The sequence below is a fragment of the Methanoculleus thermophilus genome, assembly GCF_001571405.1.
GTDB classification, from domain to species: Archaea; Halobacteriota; Methanomicrobia; order Methanomicrobiales; family Methanoculleaceae; genus Methanoculleus; species Methanoculleus thermophilus.
Genome location: NZ_BCNX01000003.1, coordinates 326,445 through 345,189, shown reverse-complemented (window position 1 = coordinate 345,189; position 18,745 = coordinate 326,445). Strand labels below are relative to the sequence as shown.

General features: G+C 58.6%; 17 protein-coding genes. 7 read left to right on the top strand and 10 right to left on the bottom strand.

Features of this window, described 5'->3' with window-relative positions; all coding sequences use genetic code 11:
* Positions 1–117 precede the first annotated feature (117 nt).
* Positions 118–1,869 carry a PAS domain S-box protein gene (locus MCUTH_RS01810; RefSeq protein WP_066954607.1) on the top strand — a complete coding sequence of 584 codons (1,752 nt, stop codon included), beginning with the start codon at positions 118–120 and terminating at the stop codon, positions 1,867–1,869.
* Positions 1,870–1,872: 3 nt separating this feature from the next.
* Here MCUTH_RS01810 and MCUTH_RS01805 read toward each other — a convergent pair whose 3' ends face one another.
* The 3 genes from MCUTH_RS01805 to MCUTH_RS01795 form a co-directional block, all read right to left on the bottom strand.
* The gene (locus tag MCUTH_RS01805) at positions 1,873–2,238 is read right to left on the bottom strand and encodes a type II toxin-antitoxin system PemK/MazF family toxin (protein ID WP_224732795.1); all 366 of its coding nucleotides are present in this window, start codon (positions 2,236–2,238) and stop codon (positions 1,873–1,875) included.
* Between the two features lie 90 nt (positions 2,239–2,328).
* Positions 2,329–3,153, bottom strand: coding sequence for a PKD domain-containing protein (locus MCUTH_RS01800; protein WP_150468730.1), 825 nt, complete (start codon positions 3,151–3,153; stop codon positions 2,329–2,331).
* Between the two features lie 115 nt (positions 3,154–3,268).
* Positions 3,269–5,302, bottom strand: coding sequence for a copper-translocating P-type ATPase (locus MCUTH_RS01795; RefSeq protein WP_066954596.1), 2,034 nt, complete (start codon positions 5,300–5,302; stop codon positions 3,269–3,271).
* 431 nt (positions 5,303–5,733) lie between these two features.
* On the opposite strand from MCUTH_RS01795, the gene MCUTH_RS01790 reads away from it, so the two are divergent.
* Positions 5,734–8,091 carry a PAS domain S-box protein gene (locus tag MCUTH_RS01790; protein ID WP_066954593.1) on the top strand — a complete coding sequence of 786 codons (2,358 nt, stop codon included), beginning with the start codon at positions 5,734–5,736 and terminating at the stop codon, positions 8,089–8,091.
* A gap of 24 nt (positions 8,092–8,115) precedes the next feature.
* Here MCUTH_RS01790 and MCUTH_RS01785 read toward each other — a convergent pair whose 3' ends face one another.
* Genes MCUTH_RS01785 through MCUTH_RS01775 form a run of 3 tightly spaced genes read right to left on the bottom strand, consistent with a single transcriptional unit; the run spans position 8,116 to position 10,249 of the window.
* Entirely contained in the window at positions 8,116–8,805 is a 690-nt protein-coding gene (locus tag MCUTH_RS01785) for an amino acid ABC transporter permease (RefSeq protein ID WP_066954590.1), read from the bottom strand.
* Positions 8,806–8,813: 8 nt separating this feature from the next.
* On the bottom strand, positions 8,814–9,569 hold the full coding sequence (locus tag MCUTH_RS01780; RefSeq protein WP_066954587.1) for an amino acid ABC transporter ATP-binding protein: 756 nt from the start codon (positions 9,567–9,569) through the stop codon (positions 8,814–8,816).
* A gap of 2 nt (positions 9,570–9,571) precedes the next feature.
* The gene (locus MCUTH_RS01775) at positions 9,572–10,249 is read right to left on the bottom strand and encodes an amino acid ABC transporter permease (RefSeq protein WP_066954584.1); all 678 of its coding nucleotides are present in this window, start codon (positions 10,247–10,249) and stop codon (positions 9,572–9,574) included.
* 284 nt (positions 10,250–10,533) lie between these two features.
* Between MCUTH_RS01775 and MCUTH_RS01770 the strand changes: the two genes are divergently transcribed.
* On the top strand, positions 10,534–11,457 hold the full coding sequence (locus MCUTH_RS01770; RefSeq protein ID WP_066954581.1) for a beta/alpha barrel domain-containing protein: 924 nt from the start codon (positions 10,534–10,536) through the stop codon (positions 11,455–11,457).
* A gap of 1 nt (position 11,458) precedes the next feature.
* Positions 11,459–12,493 carry a 6-phosphofructokinase gene (locus MCUTH_RS01765; protein ID WP_066954578.1) on the top strand — a complete coding sequence of 345 codons (1,035 nt, stop codon included), beginning with the start codon at positions 11,459–11,461 and terminating at the stop codon, positions 12,491–12,493.
* Between the two features lie 414 nt (positions 12,494–12,907).
* On the opposite strand, the gene MCUTH_RS01760 is transcribed toward MCUTH_RS01765, so the two are convergent.
* Complete coding sequence (locus MCUTH_RS01760) at positions 12,908–13,690, bottom strand: DUF5518 domain-containing protein (protein ID WP_066954575.1); 783 nt, start codon at positions 13,688–13,690, stop codon at positions 12,908–12,910.
* 81 nt (positions 13,691–13,771) lie between these two features.
* Here MCUTH_RS01760 and MCUTH_RS01755 point away from each other — a divergent pair, with 81 nt between their 5' ends.
* Together MCUTH_RS01755 and MCUTH_RS01750 are read left to right on the top strand one after the other, a co-directional pair.
* Entirely contained in the window at positions 13,772–15,721 is a 1,950-nt protein-coding gene (locus tag MCUTH_RS01755) for an ABC transporter ATP-binding protein (RefSeq protein WP_224732796.1), read from the top strand.
* A gap of 43 nt (positions 15,722–15,764) precedes the next feature.
* Positions 15,765–16,502: a DUF5714 domain-containing protein gene (locus MCUTH_RS01750; protein ID WP_066954572.1), complete on the top strand. Its 738-nt coding sequence runs from the start codon at positions 15,765–15,767 to the stop codon at positions 16,500–16,502.
* Here MCUTH_RS01750 and MCUTH_RS01745 read toward each other — a convergent pair.
* Positions 16,462–16,653: a hypothetical protein gene (locus MCUTH_RS01745; RefSeq protein ID WP_066954569.1), complete on the bottom strand. Its 192-nt coding sequence runs from the start codon at positions 16,651–16,653 to the stop codon at positions 16,462–16,464. The genes MCUTH_RS01750 and MCUTH_RS01745 overlap by 41 nt on opposite strands.
* Positions 16,654–16,763: 110 nt before the next feature.
* Between MCUTH_RS01745 and MCUTH_RS01740 the strand changes: the two genes are divergently transcribed.
* Positions 16,764–17,468 (top strand): metal-dependent hydrolase, encoded by a 705-nt coding sequence (locus MCUTH_RS01740; protein WP_066954566.1) that lies wholly within the window; start codon positions 16,764–16,766, stop codon positions 17,466–17,468.
* Here the strand turns inward: MCUTH_RS01740 and MCUTH_RS01735 are convergent.
* Complete coding sequence (locus MCUTH_RS01735; RefSeq protein ID WP_224732797.1) at positions 17,451–18,047, bottom strand: flagellin; 597 nt, start codon at positions 18,045–18,047, stop codon at positions 17,451–17,453. The two genes, MCUTH_RS01740 and MCUTH_RS01735, sit on opposite strands and share 18 nt — an antisense overlap.
* On the bottom strand, positions 18,031–18,588 hold the full coding sequence (locus MCUTH_RS01730) for an archaellin/type IV pilin N-terminal domain-containing protein (RefSeq protein ID WP_066954560.1): 558 nt from the start codon (positions 18,586–18,588) through the stop codon (positions 18,031–18,033). Before MCUTH_RS01730 ends, MCUTH_RS01735 begins: the two co-directional genes overlap by 17 nt.
* Positions 18,589–18,745: the final 157 nt, after the last annotated feature.

Genomic DNA, 18,745 nt, shown 5'->3' with positions numbered 1-18,745 from the left:
ACACATATGATGAACACGCAGATCAGGCCACATACCACAGAAATCGGATGAAACTCTTTTTATCCCCAAAGCCCAAAACCACTAAAATTACATAACACACTCCAGCACAGGGAAGAAATGGTAGACTCAGATCTGGACCGGGTGCTCTGCGATCGTGCGATACTCAATACTCTCGAAGACGGTCTTCTTGCAACAAACAGCGAACATAAGATATTCTGGTATAATCAGGCTCTCATACGGATCCTGGCCATTCATCAGCAGGAAGAGATCAACGGGGTAGATGTATGCTCCCTCTTTGACAGATACCTCCTACCAACGCTCGATGACTGCACCTCTACAGATCAGCTCAATCAAACTCTCAATAACGGCGGGGAACTGCCTGCCTTCCTCTGCCGCGTCCGGGCGCCCAACGGCGCAAGGCGCTGGCTCTCGATAGCAAGCATTCCTATCCCCTCCTCTACCGGGGATAGGCTCATCAGGGTCCGGGATCTCACCGGAGACCGGGATGCCCACCACTTCAAATTGGCAATCAGTCAATCGCCGGTGGTTACCTTTGCGCAGGATGAGGACCTTCGCTACATCTGGTCATATAACCAGCAGTTGGGGCAAACCGATACGTCCATCATCGGCAAAAAGGACGATGAGGTCTTTCCAGAGAACGCAGCACATCTAACAATGCTGAAACGCCAGGTTCTTGAATCGGGAAAGCCGGTGCGGGCGACGGTGACGTTCACTTTCGGGGATGACGCACGAGTCCGGGATCTGACGTTAAAGCCGCTTTGGGATGAAAATGGCAGGATCATCGGTGTTACCGGAATAGCCTCCGATGTGACCGAGAGAAACCGGATGGAGGAGGCACTCCGGGAGAAGACGCTTGAACTGAAGAAGAGAATGGACGAACTTCAGTGTCTGTACACCATCGCCCACCTCGTAGAGGTTCCGGGAATGACGCTTGATGGACTCCTGCAGGCTGTTGCCGATACGCTCCCCTCGGGCTGGCAATACCCGAATGAGACCGCGGTCCGGATCCGGGTCGACGACCGTGAGTACTGGCGGGGTGATTCCAGGAATACCCGGTGGAAGCAGGTGAGCCCAATCATCGTCCGTGGCGAACGGCTTGGTGAGGTTGAGGTCAGGTACCTTGGCGAGATACCGGAGGTGGACGGGAGCCCGTTCCTGCCAGAAGAGCAGATGTTGCTCGATGCTATTGCAGAGCGGCTCGGCCGGATCATCGAACGGCTGCAGGCTGAGGCGGCACTTCAGGAGAGTGAGGAGAAGTTCCGGGGGATCGCCCAGCGAAGCTTTGACCTTATCGTCACGTCATACCTGCAGGGCGGGTTAAACTACATCTCTCCGGCGACCGGGAGAATACTCGGATACTCTCCTGAAGAGATGACGGGAACCGAATGGGAGGATTACGTCCTCCCTTCAAGCCTTCCAGAATGGGAGAAAGGACGGCAGAGAGTGCTTCAGGGCGAGCAGGTCGAAAGACTCAAGATAAGTAGCAGGCGAAAGGACGGAGAGACCGCGATACTGGAACTGAACATCTCACCCATCTTTGAAGAGGGGACGGTAGTGGGGTTCCAGGCTATCGGGAGAGATATATCCGAACGGATTCTGTATGAGCAGATCAGAGAGCGAGCCTTCGATATGACGGAGCGCAACATCGCACAGTTTGCCGTTCTTGCCGATCACGTCCGTCACCCGCTCCAGGTAATCATGGGGATTGCGGACCTGCTCGATGACGAAAAAACTGCAGAAAAACTCCGTGAACAGGTCCGCAGGATCAACGAACAGATCGGCGAGCTCGACCGCGAATGGATGGAATCGCGGAAGATCCGGGAATTTCTGAAACGATATGAGCTTTGAGGCTCACCGTGGTCGCCGGGATCGCTTCTCCTGAGGAGGGCGCATCATGGATACAGCCTCCTGGATGATGGAGAGTGTCTCCGGGAGCAGGGTGCCTTTCTTCCCGATGACGTCAGCGGTCCGGATGATTGCGGCGTGGGCGACAAGAGCGTAACTCTCGGTAAAGAGGTCGAGCCCACCCCTGGCGAAGTCGTCGAGCGAGAGCGGGATCGAGGGTGTATCGGTTGACGGGCTGCTCGATACCGGACAGATGAGCAGGTTGCCCTTATCTTTTTCAGAAACAACCACCACCGGACGCACCTTCCAATCGCCCAGACCCCCAATACGCACGGGGGCTAAAACAACGTCTCCGCTGACGTATCGTCCCATGTACATAATGGTAGGCAGCAGAGCCGATAAGGGAATTGATTGCGTATAGATGTAAGAAAGAGATTCTGGGGCATCCAGAAACCCTCGCTGTTACAGCGCCGGTCCGTTTACGTTCCGGTCGGGCTTCGGGTGCTCTTTGTGGGACTCCTTCTGGTTCTTCATCATCTCTTTTGAACCCCAGGCATGTCCATTATGGTTTCCGGACTCTCCTCTCTGACCATTTCCAGGATTGATCACGGATACGGCACCGTTGCCGGTCACCGGAACCGTATCGTTCTTCATCGTGATGTTGCCGATCACGGTCCGGTTGCCGTCATCGGCGGCGAGATTGAGGTCCGTCTGTCGGTACTTCAGGATGAGCGTCCCGCCGTCTTTTGCGCAGAAGTTGACCCTCTCTGGTGTTGCATTCCCGATCTTGAACTCCGAGGGGTCAAATGCGGTTGCATTCGCGCGGTCAACCGGGCCGAACCTGAGCCACTCCGCAAGGCTGATAAAGACTGTCATAACACCGTTGCTCTTCTCGTTTACGGTCCTTGGGACGACCTTCATCTCCGCGGACACGGGGCTTACGGTCACGGTCAGGGTGTCGCGGGCGACAGCGCCTGTGGCATTATTTACGATCGTCACCGTGACGACGTAGGTTCCGGCTGCATGATAGTTGTAGGTGGCCTGTATGGTGCCGTTGTGGTCGTTATCCGGTACAATCTCTACCTCCATCGATTCTATCCCCCAGTTGACAGAGGCCGAGAGGTTTGTTGTATCGAGGGACTCCGTCTCGTTGAAGAGAGCCGTGATGGTGACCGGCTCCCCAACAGAGACAGTGCGGTCGCTTCCCACATCGAGCGTGAGGGCGGCCTGAACACCAGGAACCACCACGGCGAGGGCGATCAGCAGAGAAAAGATCCGGATTGTCATGTTGCACCTCATGAGTTACTCAACTCCGGTAGGTACTGGCCAACCTCCCCTATTTGACCGCATTGAACCCTACGGTTCAACCAACCATCCGGGTGGCTGGTGCAGGAGGCAGCCGCTATAACCGGAGGAGCCGGGCATTGATCGCGACGATCACGGTGCTTGCGCTCATCAAGACCGCCCCTACGGCCGGGGTGAGGACGACGCCGACGCCGAAGAGCACGCCGGCGGCAAGGGGGATGGCGACGGCGTTGTAGCCCGTTGCCCAGAGAAGGTTCTCAAGCATCTTCCGATAAGTCTTCTTCGAGAGTTCGACTATTGCCGCTACATCCATAGGGTTGCTTCTCACGAGTACGATATCAGCACTCTCGATGGCCACATCGGTCCCCGCTCCGATAGCAATCCCAAGATCGGCCTCGACGAGAGCAGGAGCATCGTTGATCCCATCGCCCACCATCGCGACCCGGTAGCGCTCCTGGATCTGGCGAACTTTCTCGGCCTTCTCATGCGGCAGGACTCCGGCAAAGAACTCATCGAGACCCAGTTCCCCGGCCACCCACGCGGCGACCTCACGGTTGTCCCCGGTCAGCATCATGCACCGCATCCCCATCGCCTTGAGCCGTCGGATCGCCTCCCCCGACTCCGGACGAATGATGTCGGCGAGCGCAATCGCCCCGGTGAGCCGGTCGTCCTCGAGCAGGAAGACAACGGTCTTGCCCTGCCGCTGAAGCGTCTCTGCCCGCTCATCGCCGGACGAGATACCGCGTTCCGCAAGGTATCCCGGACCTACAACCCTGATGATCCGGCCGGCTATCTCTCCCTCGACGCCGACTCCCGGGATCGCCCGGAAGTTCCCTGCCGGGTGTACTGGAATCCCCCGCTCCTCGGCGCTCCGGATCACACCCCGGGCGATGGGATGCTCGGAGTAAGCCTCAACCGAGGCTGCCGCACCAAGCACGTCGATCTCTCCCGCGCCGTCGAGGGCGAGGATATCGGTGACCCCAAACCTCCCTTCCGTCAGTGTGCCGGTCTTATCAAAGATAACCGCTTGAAGATCCTTTGCCCGCTCAAATGCACTCCGGTCCCGGATCAGGAAGCCCGAACGGGCAGCGATGGCCGTCGAGACCGCAATCACGAGCGGGACGGCAAGGCCGAGCGCATGGGGACAGGCGATGACCATCACCGTCGCGGCCCGCTCCACCGCAAACCCGGCCCCTTCTCCAAGGGCAAACCATACCGCAAAGGTCACCGCGCCGACCGAGAGGGCGATCGCGACCAGGATAAACGCAGCCCGATCGGCGAGGTCCTGCGTCCTTGACCGGCTCTCCTGTGCCTTCCGGACGAGGTCGATCACCTGGGCGAGGTAGGTCTCCGCACCAGTCTTTTTGACCTCGACGACGATCGAGCCTTCGCCGTTGATTGCACCGCCGATGACCTCGCTACCGGGGTGTTTCTCCAACGGGTTCGACTCACCGGTAAGCAGTGCCTCATTGACGTTCGATTTGCCCTCAATTACCACGCCGTCGACCGGGACCTTCTCCCCGGGCCGGACAAGGACCCGGTCGCCCACCATAAGCCGGTCTACAGGCACATCTTCGGTCCTCTTGCCCCTAACCCGGTGCGCCTCAGACGGCATGACTCTCGCCAGTTCCTCAAGCGCTCTTGACGCCCCGAGAACCGAGCGCATCTCCACCCAGTGACCGAGGAGCATGACGTCGATCAAGGTGGCAAGTTCCCAGAAGAATCCCTCCCCGCCGACGATGCCGAGGACGACCGCTGAACTATAGACGTAAGCGACGGTGATCGCGACGGCGATGAGCGTCATCATCCCGGGCATCCTTGCCCGGAGTTCATTTATGATCCCGGAAAGGAACGGCCAGCCTCCATAGAGGTAGACGGCGGTCGCGAGCGCGAGGAGGAGATAGTCCGATCCCGGGAACCAGACGAAGATCCCGAGGAACGCCTGGATTGGTGGGGAGAGGATGAGGATCGGGATGGTGAGGATTGTCGAGATGATGAATCGGCGCCGGAAATCCTGAAGGGCGTGATGGTGTCCTGTACCCGGCCGGTGGGTCTCCGGTGGTTTCTGCCGGCGCGCCTCTGCAAGTTGCGTCTCGTGTTGCCGGCCAGTCGCTCCGTGTTCATGGTCCATACCTGGCCCACCTCAACTCCCGGGATCTCATCGGTCCTGCCGAGCGCGCAACACTCCTTGAGCAGGCACAAGGCCTTCGATGATGCCCTCCTCTCATGCCGGTGCCGGTACCGGTCATGGCCGGTGGTGCTGTTTTTCAGAATGTAAATTTACCGGCAGTCTACAGGAAGAGTAATCATCATCCACATATGGAGATCTAACGTAATATCGGACGATGGATGGGTGACAGATATCGTGCCAGAGAAGATGAACAGATTTATATCGTCAGATAGAGATATACTGCCCGTGCTGCATGGTAATCGCCAATAGTGAGGGATAAATCACTAAATCAACAAAAATATGGCATATAATTATTTGAGGTGCAGGGGGATATTTTATTACACTTAAATTATAAAAATGGTCTGAGGATGGGATATAGGTGGTATCGGTCGATGCATGAATGCACCCCAATATATGACGAGATTCTCGCTCTCAACGGCATTCTGGATACACTCGACGAGGGACTGCTCGTCGTCAACTCCAAACAGCGTGTAGTCTGCATCAACAGACATCTCCAGGACATCCTCGGTATCCATCGAGAAAATTTCATCGGGGTCGAAGCAGGAAGGTTCATCCGCCAAATCCTGGCTCCCCGTATCGCTGAGGAGTCATGTAGGAGAGAGATCCTGCAAAATCTCCTCAACAACTCCCCTATTTCAGGTATTCTATGTACACTCCAGTCGCCCGGAGGGGCAAGAAGAGTCCGCTGTTCGTGCAGGATCGTTGATGAAGGGCCAATCGGGAGTATGCGGGTCATCCGCCTATCAGACGAACCACCTGGAATACGGGAGAATTTTGTATCAGATACCTCTGGACAGATATGGATTGATGAGGTTCTGCGACAGAACGAGGATTGGTATCGACTCTTCATAGAGAACCTCAACGAGGGAATAGGGCTTATAAATCAGGAGGGCGTCACGGTCTTTGCCAACCAGCGCATGGCCGATATCCTCGGCTACTCGGTCTCCGAGATGAGAGGGATGCCCGTCTCTGCAGTCGTTGATGAAGAAGGCGCTCGATGCCTGGGAGAGTACCTGCAGAACCTGGACAGTGCGCCGCATGAGGTCTTTGAGATCGATCTCATCCGTAAAGACGGCAACCGCATCCATACGCTGATGGCAACCACCCCGATCCTCAATCCCGACGGCATCGGCCGGGGGTTCCTCGTCGGAGTCCAGGACATCACCCCCTTAAAGCAGATGGAGATGCAACTTCGGGAGAGCGAGGAGAAGTATCGTTCGCTCGTTGAACTATCAGCGGAAGCGACCCTTATTCACCGCGACGGAAAGATAATTTTCATCAACCCTGCCGGGATGAGGCTGCTCGGTGCTTCCAGCCCAAAAGAGGTTCTCGGGAGGGACGCCCTCGATATCGTCCACCCCGAAGACCGAAATACCGTCAGATCATTTTCTGCACGAGATCTGAATGGAGAAGAGACACCGCTTATCGAACTGCAGGTCGTCAGGCTTGACGGGATGACAGTCCCCGTCGAGGGAAGAGGTACGCGGACGCTCTTTGAAGGCATGCCCGCAGTTCAGGTTGTTATGCGGGACATCACCCACCGCAGGCAGGCAGAGGAGCGGCTGCAGGCCAGCAACCGGCATCTCCTGCTCTTGAACAGGATCATCGGCACATCCGCATCAGCCCGGACACCCGCTGAGCTCCTTGAGACGGCGCTCGGCCAGACGCTTGATCTCCTCGGCTACGAGGGCGGTGCGGTCTTTCTCCCCGGGGCCGGTCCAGGCGAAGCTACTCTCCAGTATCTACGAGATATGCCCAAGGAATGCCTGGAACTGATGGAGAGTACTCCTGCCTCCCCGCTCATCAAGACCCATACCACAGGTCTCCCCCATTACCTTGAACTGGACCGCAATCCAGATCCTCTCCAATCACGCCTCCTCCGTGACCTTGGATTTACCGCACTTGCCAGTATCCCGCTCATTGTGGAGCCCGGCATTGTCGGTGCGCTCCTCATCGGAAGCAAGAACCGGAGGTCCTTCCCCCCCGAAGAGCGCGCGCTCCTCGAAGCGATCGGCCGGGAGATCGGGGCTGGCATCCTGCGCGGGATGCTCTACCAGAGACTTGAAGCGGCGAACAGGGAGGCGAACCTCTACCTCGATATCCTCACTCACGACATCCGGAATGCCGACAACGTCTCAAACATCTACGTGGATCTCCTCATCGACGAACTCGACGGAGAACCAGCTCAGCACGCCCGCAAACTGAAAGACGGGATCAAAAAGGGCATCGAGATCACGGCAAACGTCGCGACTATTCGAAAGATTCGCGAGAGTCAGGTTGGGCTATTCCCACTCAACCTTGAGACCCTGATCCGCGAAGAGATTACCCACTACCCCGACCTCCATACCCATTACCGCGGGATGCCTGTTGAGGTTCTTGCCGACGACCTCCTCTGTGAGGTCTTCACAAACCTCATCGGGAACGCCGCGAAACACGGCGGGCCGGGTGTCGAAGTCATGATAACGGTCGAGGACCAGGATGAGGAGACAGTCCTTGTCACCGTCGCCGACACCGGACCCGGTGTTCCGGACGACGCGAAAGAGACCATCTTCCACCGGTTTGAGCGGGAGGGCGGCAGGCGGGGAAGCCAGGGCCTTGGTCTCTCAATATGCCGAATGCTCACGGCCCGTTACGGCGGCAGGATCTGGGTCGAGGACCGCGTCCCAGGGCAGCCAAAAGAGGGGGCGGCGTTCCGGTTCACGCTCAGAAAGGCCAGGCGCAATAACTAGACCCAAACATCCAAAATCCCATACTCACAACAACTGGGCAGCGGTGGTGACCCGGGCCGTTCCGGGAACGGCCACACGTTTCTCCAATATACTTACCGCCACAGTCGTGATCGTCACCAGCACGAGGTAGACGATGCCGACGGCCGCAAACGACTCTGTGTAGGTGAAGTACTTTGTCGCCACCTGTTTCCCCGCCCCGGCAAGTTCAACTACCGTGATCATGTAGGCAAGCGATGAGTACTTGATCAGGTAGATGAACTCATTCGAAAGCCCTGGTATCGCCCGGCGGAGCGCCTGCGGCAGGATGACGGAGCGGATTGCCTGCCACCGGGTCATCCCGAGCGCCTGCGCGGCGATCATCTGACCGTCCTTGATCGATATCAACGCCCCCCGGACGTACTCGGCATTGTACGCTCCGTTGCAGAGGATAAAGCCGAGCACTGACGCAGTGAACGCAGTAAGCGTCATACCGATTGTCGGGAGGCCGAAGTAGAGGATGAAGAGGAGGAGGAGAAGCGGCGTGCCCTTGATGATAAAGACGTACGTCTTGCAGAGCCAGGATATAATGGGGTGGCCATACTGCCTCCCCACCGCAACCCCAATCCCGAGTGCGAGGCCAAGCGGAGCGGAGCACGCGATCAACTGCAGGGTTACGATCAGCCCCTGCATCAGCGCCGGAAGGAGAATGTCGAATGTAAAGACTGCCAGATCCATATCGCTTCTCAGTCTCCCAGACGGGAATCAATCCGACCAATGAAGTCTTTCATCCGTGTGTACTGTGGGTCGTGCAGGAGTTGATCCGGTGTCCCCCGTTCGGTAATCAAACCGTTCTCCATGAAGAGGATCTCGTTTGCAACCGAGCAGGCAAAGCCCATCTCGTGGGTGACGACAAGCATCGTCATCCCCTGCTGGGCCAAGCGCTTCATGACCTCCAGCACCTCACGGGTCAGTTCGGGATCCAGGGCAGACGTCGGCTCATCAAAGAGGATGACGTCCGGGTCCATGGCAAGCGCTCTGGCGATGGAGACCCGCTGGGCCTGGCCGCCGGAGAGCTCAGCCGGGTAGTGGTCGGCCCAGTCTTCCATTCCCACCTGCCGAAGCTCAGCGAGCGCTTTCTCGCGGGCCTCCGCCTTTCCCATGCCCTTGACCTTGATCAGGGCAAGTTCAACGTTTTTTACCGCAGTAAGGTGGTCAAAGAGGAAGAAGTTCTGAAAAACCATCCCGATCTTCTGTCGGAAGTAGTTGATCCGGGCTCCCGAGTTCGTGACCTCTTCCCCGTCGAGCCAGACCCGTCCCCGGTCGGGTATCGTCAGCTGGTTGATGCACCGTAGAAGCGTGCTCTTTCCGGTCCCGGAGGGGCCGATAAAGACCTTTGTCTCGCCTCTCCGAACATCGAACGAGACCCCACGCAACACTTCTTTATCTCCATAGGACTTGTGAATGTCCTCGACCTTCAGCACAATATCGTTTTTATTCATCCTTACATCGCTCCGGACCCGAATCCCGGAATTGCTATCCTCTTCTCCAGCCTGTGCAGGAGTTTAAGGCCTCCATAGTTCAGAATAATGAAGATCCCCGCTGTTGCGAGGTAGATCGGCATCGTAACGCCGGTCAGCGTAACCATCCTCGCTGAAATGGTAAGCAACTCGGCGACCCCTATGGCGTAGCAGACCGCCGAGTCGGTCAGGATGTTTGGATATTCGTTCGACCATCCCGGGAGAGCGATGCGGAACGCCTGCGGGAGAATAACCGAACTGATGGCGGTAAATTTGCTCATCCCGAGCGATCGCGCTGCGATCATCTGCCCTTCCCCGATGGACTGGATGGCGCCCCGGAAGATCTGGGACTGATACGCTGCTCCCCGGAGTCCTAATACAACACCGCCGACGACGAATGCGGAGAGATCACCGAGCCCCAGTAATGGGAATATGCCAAACCAGAAGAGGAAGAGGAGTACGAGGATGGGAAGACCCCTGAAGAACCAGACATATATTCCAATGAGCCAGCGCAGCGGGCGAGAGCCATACACCTGCCCGACTGCCATGGGAAGCCCAAGAAGGAGTCCGAGTGCCAGACCACTCAGGACAAGACCGAGAGTGGTGGCAATGCCTGAGAGAAGGTATGGAAACCAGTCGATAAGTATGAGCAGAACATCCATTTGGCTATCCCTAAACCTTCATGCGGCACTATGCATCTGCCAAGAGAACAGTGCCAGGTACTAGAAATGTTTCTGACGGAGAGCAAAATAAACGTTCTGGAACATACTTTGAGATCGAGTACGGATTCTGCCGATATCCTGCTTGGCATAACAGGATAGCGTATCATAAAATGAGTGCGGCCGCATCCTCGCTACAGAAGCAAAACCGCCTTACATCGCATACTCTATCCGTTTCTCCCGGACTCCAGCAACACTTATGTATGTGGGAATTGGGAGGAGGGGGTATGCCACCTACACCCGATATCAAGATCCCTCTTGATGTACCTGCTGAGGAGGAAGAGAGGTACCGAGAGAACTACCAAAAGATCACGCACGACACCGGGAGGCTGATGCTCTTTGCCGGGGATCAGAAGATCGAGCATCTCAATGACGACTTCTTTGGCGAGGGCATCCACCCCGATGATGCTGATCCCGAGCATCTCTTCCGGATTGCAAGCCGGGCGAGGATCGGGGTCTTTGCAACGCAACTCGGGCTGATTGCGCGGTACGGCATGGATTATCGGGACGTGCCGTACCTGGTCAAACTCAACTCAAAGACCAACCTGGTCAAGACCTCCCAGCGCGACCCGCTCAGTTCGGAACTCCACCTCGTCCGGCAGGTCGTCGACCTCCGGGACCGATCCGGACTTCCGATCCTCGGCGTCGGGTATACGGTCTACCTGGGGAGTGAATACGAGCCGATGATGCTCTTTCAGGCAGCCCAGATCGTCAACAACGCGCACCGGAACGGCCTTGTTACTGTGCTCTGGATGTATCCCCGCGGAAAGGCGGTCAAGGACGAGCGCGACCCGCACCTGATCGCGGGCGCAGCAGGTGTTGCAGCGGCCCTCGGGAGCGACTTTGTGAAGATAAATCCGCCGAAGGTAGGCGGGTCGACCGATGCCACGCTGCTCCGGGAGGCAGTGGCGGCCGCAGGCAGGACCGGTGTTGTCTGTGCGGGAGGGTCGCATGCCGATATGCAGGAGTTCCTGCAACAGCTCCACGATCAGATCCACATCGGCGGTACGGTCGGGAACGCGACCGGCAGGAACATCCACCAGCGGCCGCTCGAGGAGGCGGTCCGGTTCTGCAACGCGATTTCGGCGATCACTCTCGACGATGCGAGTGTAGCGGAGGCAAACAGGATCTGCATGGGAGGGAGGTGTTAGGATGACGACGGTCGGCGTCCTCACGGGAGGAGGGGACTGCCCGGGTCTGAACGCGGTGATCCGGGCGGTCGTGCGGACGGGGGCAAAATATGGATTTGACACGCTCGGGATCCGGGATGGATGGCTCGGGCTGATCGTCGGGGATGTCGAACCGCTCACCGACTACTCGGTTACAGGGATCCTTCCAAAGGGCGGGACGATCCTCGGGACGTCGCGGACGAACCCCTTCAAGAGTGAGGCGGACGTCCAGCGGCTGCGCGACAACATCAGGAAGTTCGGGATCGATGCGATCGTTGCGATCGGCGGCGAGGATACCCTCGGTGTCGCAAACAAACTCTCGCAGATGGGCATTCCGGTCGTAGGGGTACCAAAGACCATCGACAACGACGTCGGCGGGACAGATTACACATTCGGGTTCGATACCGCCGTCGCCACCGTCACGGAGGCGATCGACCGGCTCCATACGACAGCAGAGTCGCATCACCGGATCATGGTTGTGGAGGTGATGGGCCGCCATGCGGGATGGATCGCGACCATGGCCGGGATCGCGGGCGGGGCCGACGAGATCCTCATACCGGAGATCCCGTTCGACCTCGACGAGGTCACCCACCACCTCCGGGCGCGCTACGAGCGGGGGAAGAAGTTCAGCATCGTCGTGGTCGCGGAGGGCGCCCAGCCGAAGGAGATGGAGGGCGCAATCACCCGGTCGGGCAGGACGGACGAGTTCGGCCACGTGACGCTCGGCGGCGTCGGGAACTACCTGCGCGACGAACTCGAAAAAAGGCTCGACATGGAGGTGCGGGTGACGGTGCTCGGGCACGTCCAGCGCGGGGGATCGCCGACGGCGCACGACCGGGTGCTCGCGACCCGGTTCGGGGTGGCAGCCGCGAACCTCATCAAGGAGAAAGACTTCGGGAAGATGGTCGCGCTCCGGGGGGACGATATCGTCGCGGTCCCGATCGAGGAGGCGGTGGCGAACCTCAAGACGGTGGATATGGACCTCTACAAGATCGCGAGCATATTTTACGGGGGGTGAAAGGAGCCTTTCATTAGGCCCCCCGCTTCCGCACCTGCGGTGCTCAAACTGCTCTCCTTCGGAACTTCGTCCCCCGCCCCTAAGAAGCGGGGGCAGTGTGTGGCGATACGCCCGGCGACGTCATGTGAAAATTTAGATGTAGTGGTCCACTAGAGGGATTGGTTGTTAGATACGTTGGTGGGACTTCGGGGTAACCCAAACCTGTTTTGTCCGCGGCTGACCCTGTGTGGTGGACCGTGGTGGATATCGCCACGGGGGGTGGGGCTGACGGGGAGTGCGATGGGCGGAACGCCCGGAGCTTGACCACCGTCAGGTGGGAAGGGGGTCTCCCCCTCCCCCAAGAGAGACCTTGCCCGGAAGATTACATCTGTCCCCCACGTGCGAATTAGCCTGAGGCTATCGGAACCGATCTCTTCAACCCGCCCCACCATCACCCGTACCTTCACCAAAACTCCCCCGCGCAACCGCGCCGGCAACCCCCCCGGCGGTCCCGAGGAGCGGAAAGAGCAGTCCCAGCGCGATGGCGACCATCCCGGCAAGCCCGGCGGCGAACCCCGTTCCATGGGACGCCGTCCAGAGCATCGGGAGCAAGAAAAGACCGGTCCCGAAGAGCGCCGCGACAAGCCCGGCCTCGAGGCCGTCTTCCGGCCGGGTCCCGGCGGAATATCCTGCGATGAATCCGCCGGCGAGCGGAACGATCACGACGAACGGGGCGATAAAGACGAGCACGAGAGCCGAACCGGCGATGACGGCCGTCCCGATGCCGATCCCGAGCCACCGGCCCCGTCCGTGGCCGTCGGCAGTGCCACCTCTCCCGATGCCGTTTCGCACCGCCGTCCCGCCCGCTCCGCCGACGGCGCTGTAGGGGAGGAGGAGCGCCGTGAGGATGAGGGCGTAGAAGAGGAAAGTCATCCAGAACGGGGGATACTGCGGGTTGTTCTCCACCAGGCTCATGAGGGTTATCGTAGAGGCTGCAAGCAGGGCCACGAGCACCCCGCAGACGGCGCCGGTGATGGCTCCGTCCTTCACCGAGCCCGGGGTGAGAAGCCCGGCAATGAGCCCTCCGCAAAAGAGGAACGCCACTATTTCAAACGACCCGGGGAGGACCTTCAGGAGACCAAGGAGTGAGGCTGCACCGATCACCGCCGCTCCCACAACCGCCCCGTAGAAGCGTCTGGCTACGGCACGCGATACCATGCGTCGATCTCATTTCGCCGGCTGTTATCCGTTTCGGTTTACCCCGGCCCCCGGAGCAGAGGTATTATACGCGAGGAGGGTATGGAACTGGAACGGAGACGCGGCGGGAGACCGGGTGGCAGCCCTCCGGAATCCGGCCTCAGACTCGCTGCTCCGGAACCGGACCGGTATACCATGAGCATCACTGATTACTGTCGACGTACCGTCGCCTTCACCCGGGATATCATGCGCCAGCCGGTGAAGACAAGGAGAGACCTCCAGTTCTCCGACCTTGGCTTCTTCCTCCGGTTCGCCCGGCCCATCTGGAGCGTGGGCGTGCTGGCCCTCGTAGCGACCGCTCTCGTCTCGGCCGCAAAGACCATCCTCCCACTCAGCATCAAGTTCTTCATCGACAACATCCTGCTCGGAGAGAGACCGGCCACCGACTCCCTCCTTGCAGGCGCCGCAGGGACCCTCTCCTCGCTCAATGCACTCATCATCGCCCTTCTGCTGCTCGGGCTCTTCACCGGAGGCATGGATCTCTTGCGGAACTACTGGACCGCCCGGTTTCGGGAAGGGTATGCCTTCAATCTCCAGACCGCTCTTGTCGAGCACGTCTTAAGTTTCCCGCTCTCGTACTTCAAGTCGCAGCAGACCGGCTACATCATGTCGCGCCTCTCCGACGACGTCCAGATCCTGCAGTATACTATCTCCCAGTACCTACCCCAGAGCATCGCAAACGCTCTCTACGTCGCCTTCACCTTCGCCATCCTCTGCATCTTAAACCTCAAGTTGACCCTCGTCGTCGTCGCCTTTATTCCCCTCTACCTGCTGGTCAACGCCGTCTTTATCCGGCGGATCCGCGCCGCCACCCACCGGGAGCGCGAACGACAGGCCCACGTCTCGCGGGATCTCCAGGAGGTGATCTCCGGGATCGACACCGTCAAGTCGCACGCCGCAGAGGACCGTGAGGTGCGCAGGGTCTCCGGGACACTTCGGAATATGGTCGATGCCCGGATCCGGAACACAATGCTCTCGGCATTCTCGGAGTACTTCAGGATTGGCACGATGTCGCTCATGCTGATCGCCGTCTTCTGGTTCGGTGGGAACGAGGTGCTCGCCGGTGCTATGACCGTGGGAGACTTCGTCGCGTTCGCGGTCTACATCGTGACGTTCGCCCCCACGGTCAACACCTTCTTCGCCTTCCCCGTCGTCATGCAGCCCGCGGCGACATCCGCCGCACGACTGCGCGACCTCTTTGCGATGCACGGCGAGTCAGGGAGAACTTCAGGTGCCGGCGGGATCGCACCCACCGTGGTGCAGGGCAGGATCGAGTTCTCCGGTGTCTGGTTCGGCTATGCGGAGTCGGAACCAATTCTTCGGGACGTGAACTTCGTCGTCCGGCCCGGCGAGGTGGTCGCCATCATCGGGCGGACCGGTGCAGGGAAGACGACGCTCATCAACCTGATTCTCCGGGCGTTTTTACCACAGAAAGGAACAGTCACACTCGACGGGCGCGACCTCTCAACCCTGGATCCCCGATGGCTGCGGCGGCAGGTCTCGCTCGTCTCACAGGACCTCTTCCTCTTCCACACCACCATCGAGGAGAACATCCGCTACAGCAGGCCCGACGCCACCCATGATGAGGTTGTTGAAGCCGCCCGGAAAGCGCAGATTCACGATGACATTATGCAGTTTCCGAAAGGTTACCAGACGATCGTCGGAGAACGCGGGACACAGCTCTCCGTCGGTCAGAGGCAACGGGTCGCCATTGCCCGGGCGTTCTTAAAAGACGCGCCCATCCTCATCCTCGACGAACCCACATCGGCGCTCGATATGCAGACCGAGGATCAGATCCGGCAGACGCTCGAGATCCTGGTCAGAGATCGGACGACGATCCTCATCTCCCACCGCCCCTCACTCCTGACCCTCGCCGACCGGGTCCTCACGATCGAGGACGGAGAGGTGCGTGAGTACCGGGAGACCGAAAGCACCACATGGACTCGCTCCGACCGCCCTTCCGGATCCCTGGGCCGATCCACCGTCCCCTGATCACGGCTTTATGCTTATTGGATGCTGCGACCCATCCTATGGTATGGATCGTAAGGTCGGATGCCTGATCTGCGGAAGAGATCTCGTGTATAGCAAGGAAGCCCGGGATGTGACGTGTGCTGTCTGCGGCAAGACCTGGAGCACCACGGCGACCTGCGAAGCGGGACACTTTGTCTGCGATCGATGTCACAGCCTGGAGGCTCTCGATCTCATCGAGGAGTTCTGCATCACGACAACACTCGAGGACCCGCTTGCCATTGCCTGCACCCTGATGCGTCATCCGGCAATCAGGATGCACGGGCCAGAGCACCACTTCCTCGTGCCAGCAAGCCTCATCGCCGCATACTGCAACCACCTGGGGGAGCCGGGGAGAAAGGGGGCACTGCTCCGGCAGGCGCGTGCGAGGGCCGGGACGGTCCAGGGAGGATTCTGCGGCACTCACGGTGCCTGCGGCGCGGCGATCGGGACCGGTATCTTCGCAAGCCTGATCACCGGGTCAACACCCCTAAAGAAACAGGAGTGGTCGCTCGCAAACCAGATGACCGCACGCAGCCTGATGATGATCGCCCGGCACGGCGGTCCCCGGTGCTGCAAACGCGACTCATGGCTTGCGATCCGGACGGCGGTCACCAACCTTTCCGAGCGGTTCGGCGTAGCCCTCCCGTCGGAGGGGAAGGTGCGGTGTGAGTTTGGTGATATCAACCGCGAATGTCTGAGAGAGGCGTGCCCCTTTAACCGGACTACTCGACCGGATGGCCCACCATCCGAAGAAGAGTTATAATGATGCCATAGCCGATGACGGTCCCAAGAAGCGTCGCTGCGACGGCAATGAAGCCATCTCCCCACTGCATCCGGATCCACCAGCCCGCCGCACTCCCGATTAAGAAAGAGGCGAATATGATGATGAGTTCATGCCGAACGAGCATGATCATAGCGTTTTCCTGCAGAGTATATCAAAAAGTGTGTGCTCTTGCCGCTCATATCGGTTGCGGGCATCCAAAACCGCAGAGTTATTAATCAGCCAGCATCGAACTCATGAAGAATGTTCATCGCCTGCCACCTCTTTGCGGGTCTCATCCTGGGCCTCGCACTCTCCATACGCCTCAATGATCGGCGGCTCATCGGTTTTGCTGCTCTTGGGGCCCTTCTCCCCGACCTGATCGACAAACCGGTGGGACATATCCTTCTTGCGGACTCGCTCAACTACGGGCGAATATTCGGGCATGGCCTCCTCTTCCTCGCACTCCTCTTCATCGCAGGCATTATTTTCAAGAGAGAGCGAGGATCGCCTGCAGTCCTCGCTGTTGCGGCAGGCGTACTCATCCACCAGATCCTCGATACAATGTGGACAGACGCCATAACCTGGTATTTCCCGCTCCTTGGCCCGTATCAGCCCTACGAGTTCACAGACTACTTCGGCAACGCTATTCTCGCGGAGGTCTCTTCCCTCTCGGAGTGGATATTCCTCGTCGCGTCGGCAGGCATCGCCCTTGCCGCCTGCCGGAACCTCCGACCCGACCTCTCCAGGATCGCCCGCATGCTCGTCCGTGCTTCCATCCCGCTCCTAGGGGTCCTTACCATAGCCTCCCTCTATGCCTGGGCGACCGGTATTGCAGGGAGCATCCTGATGGCCGGAGCGGGGCCGGGGGATTACCTGCTGCTTGCAGTCGTGGGGGCCATCGGGATCGCCGGAGTGACCGGGCATCAGAATTTCCTGGGCATCAACCCCTCAGGGCAGTTTGGTTAAGGCGCTGATACTGCCCGGGACAGTCCTCTCAACCCGGAGCGCCGTCCGACCCGCGGGTTTGATCTCGATGGCGAACGTCCCATATGGAGCGCAGTCTTGTCTGTTGTTTAGCCTTATGTGCAGCACATACTCCTCTCCAGCTTCAAGAAGAAGATCGGAGTCATCATTGAACCGATCCTGGATACTCCAATAGCCCGCTTCGGGACTATCGGTAAGAAGAGGAATATTTTGTCTGATTGGATCCACGTGATGAGGACCGGTCAATCGGAGAGAGACCGTGGTCATATCGATCGGTTCGCTGCCGCTGGTGAGTTTGATCGGGATGATGATGGAGTTGAGGTAGTCATAGGGAGGTGAGCTGACACCGTAGACGGTTCCCGAGACCATGCAGGCCGAACCGGCCTGTCGGATTCCCTGGTGGATGGTAGACTGACTCTCACCTGAGAAGAGAAGACCCATCGTAAGAACAACGTAGCCAAAGACGGCAGCGACCACGACAAAGGCGATCAGGACGATCGCCGCCTCGAGCCCTGTGAACCCGGCATCCGGCGGGCCGACCGCATCAGAAGAGCTCGACATATGCATTCTTTCCAATCCCGGAGGGAACTGTTCTGGTCAATGAGGCAGTCGCCCCTTCCGCGGCAGTTATACCAAGGGTGAACGTATCCCCCGGTCCGATGCCCACACTCTCCAACTTCCTCAGTTCCACCATAACGACCTCTCCTGCCTCCAGAACAGGTCCGCCATCTTTCGGATACCGCCACGTTAGGGTTACATCGCCGGGAGGAAGCGTGACAATCTTCTCTTTTGTGGCGATGGTGTAGGTCATGCTCCCCATATCAAATGCAGCGAGATCGGTCATGGTCTCAAGATCGAAAACAATGCGCTCAACGAGATCCCGACTGCTGTCCATCTTGACGATGACCACATCCCCCAGACGGAGAGCGGAACCTGCATCCATAAGGCCGGCATGCATGACTTCCTGGCTCTTTTGCGATGCAAATATCCCTGCTCCGAGTACGACGTATGCAAAGATCGACGCAATCACAATGATTGCGATGAAGACGATGGCCGCCTCGAGCCCGCTAGAAGCTTCTCTGTTCCAGCCTTCCCGGAGCATATCTGGCACTCAACCGTACTTTCGTTATGTTGTATTTATAGACATCGATCATATCTGAACAAACTCAAAAAAACTTAGGGTGAAATAAAGATTATTTCTGGTATAAGCTGGAGACCTATTGCTTGATATGAGATTATATGAAACAGCAGACGCTGAT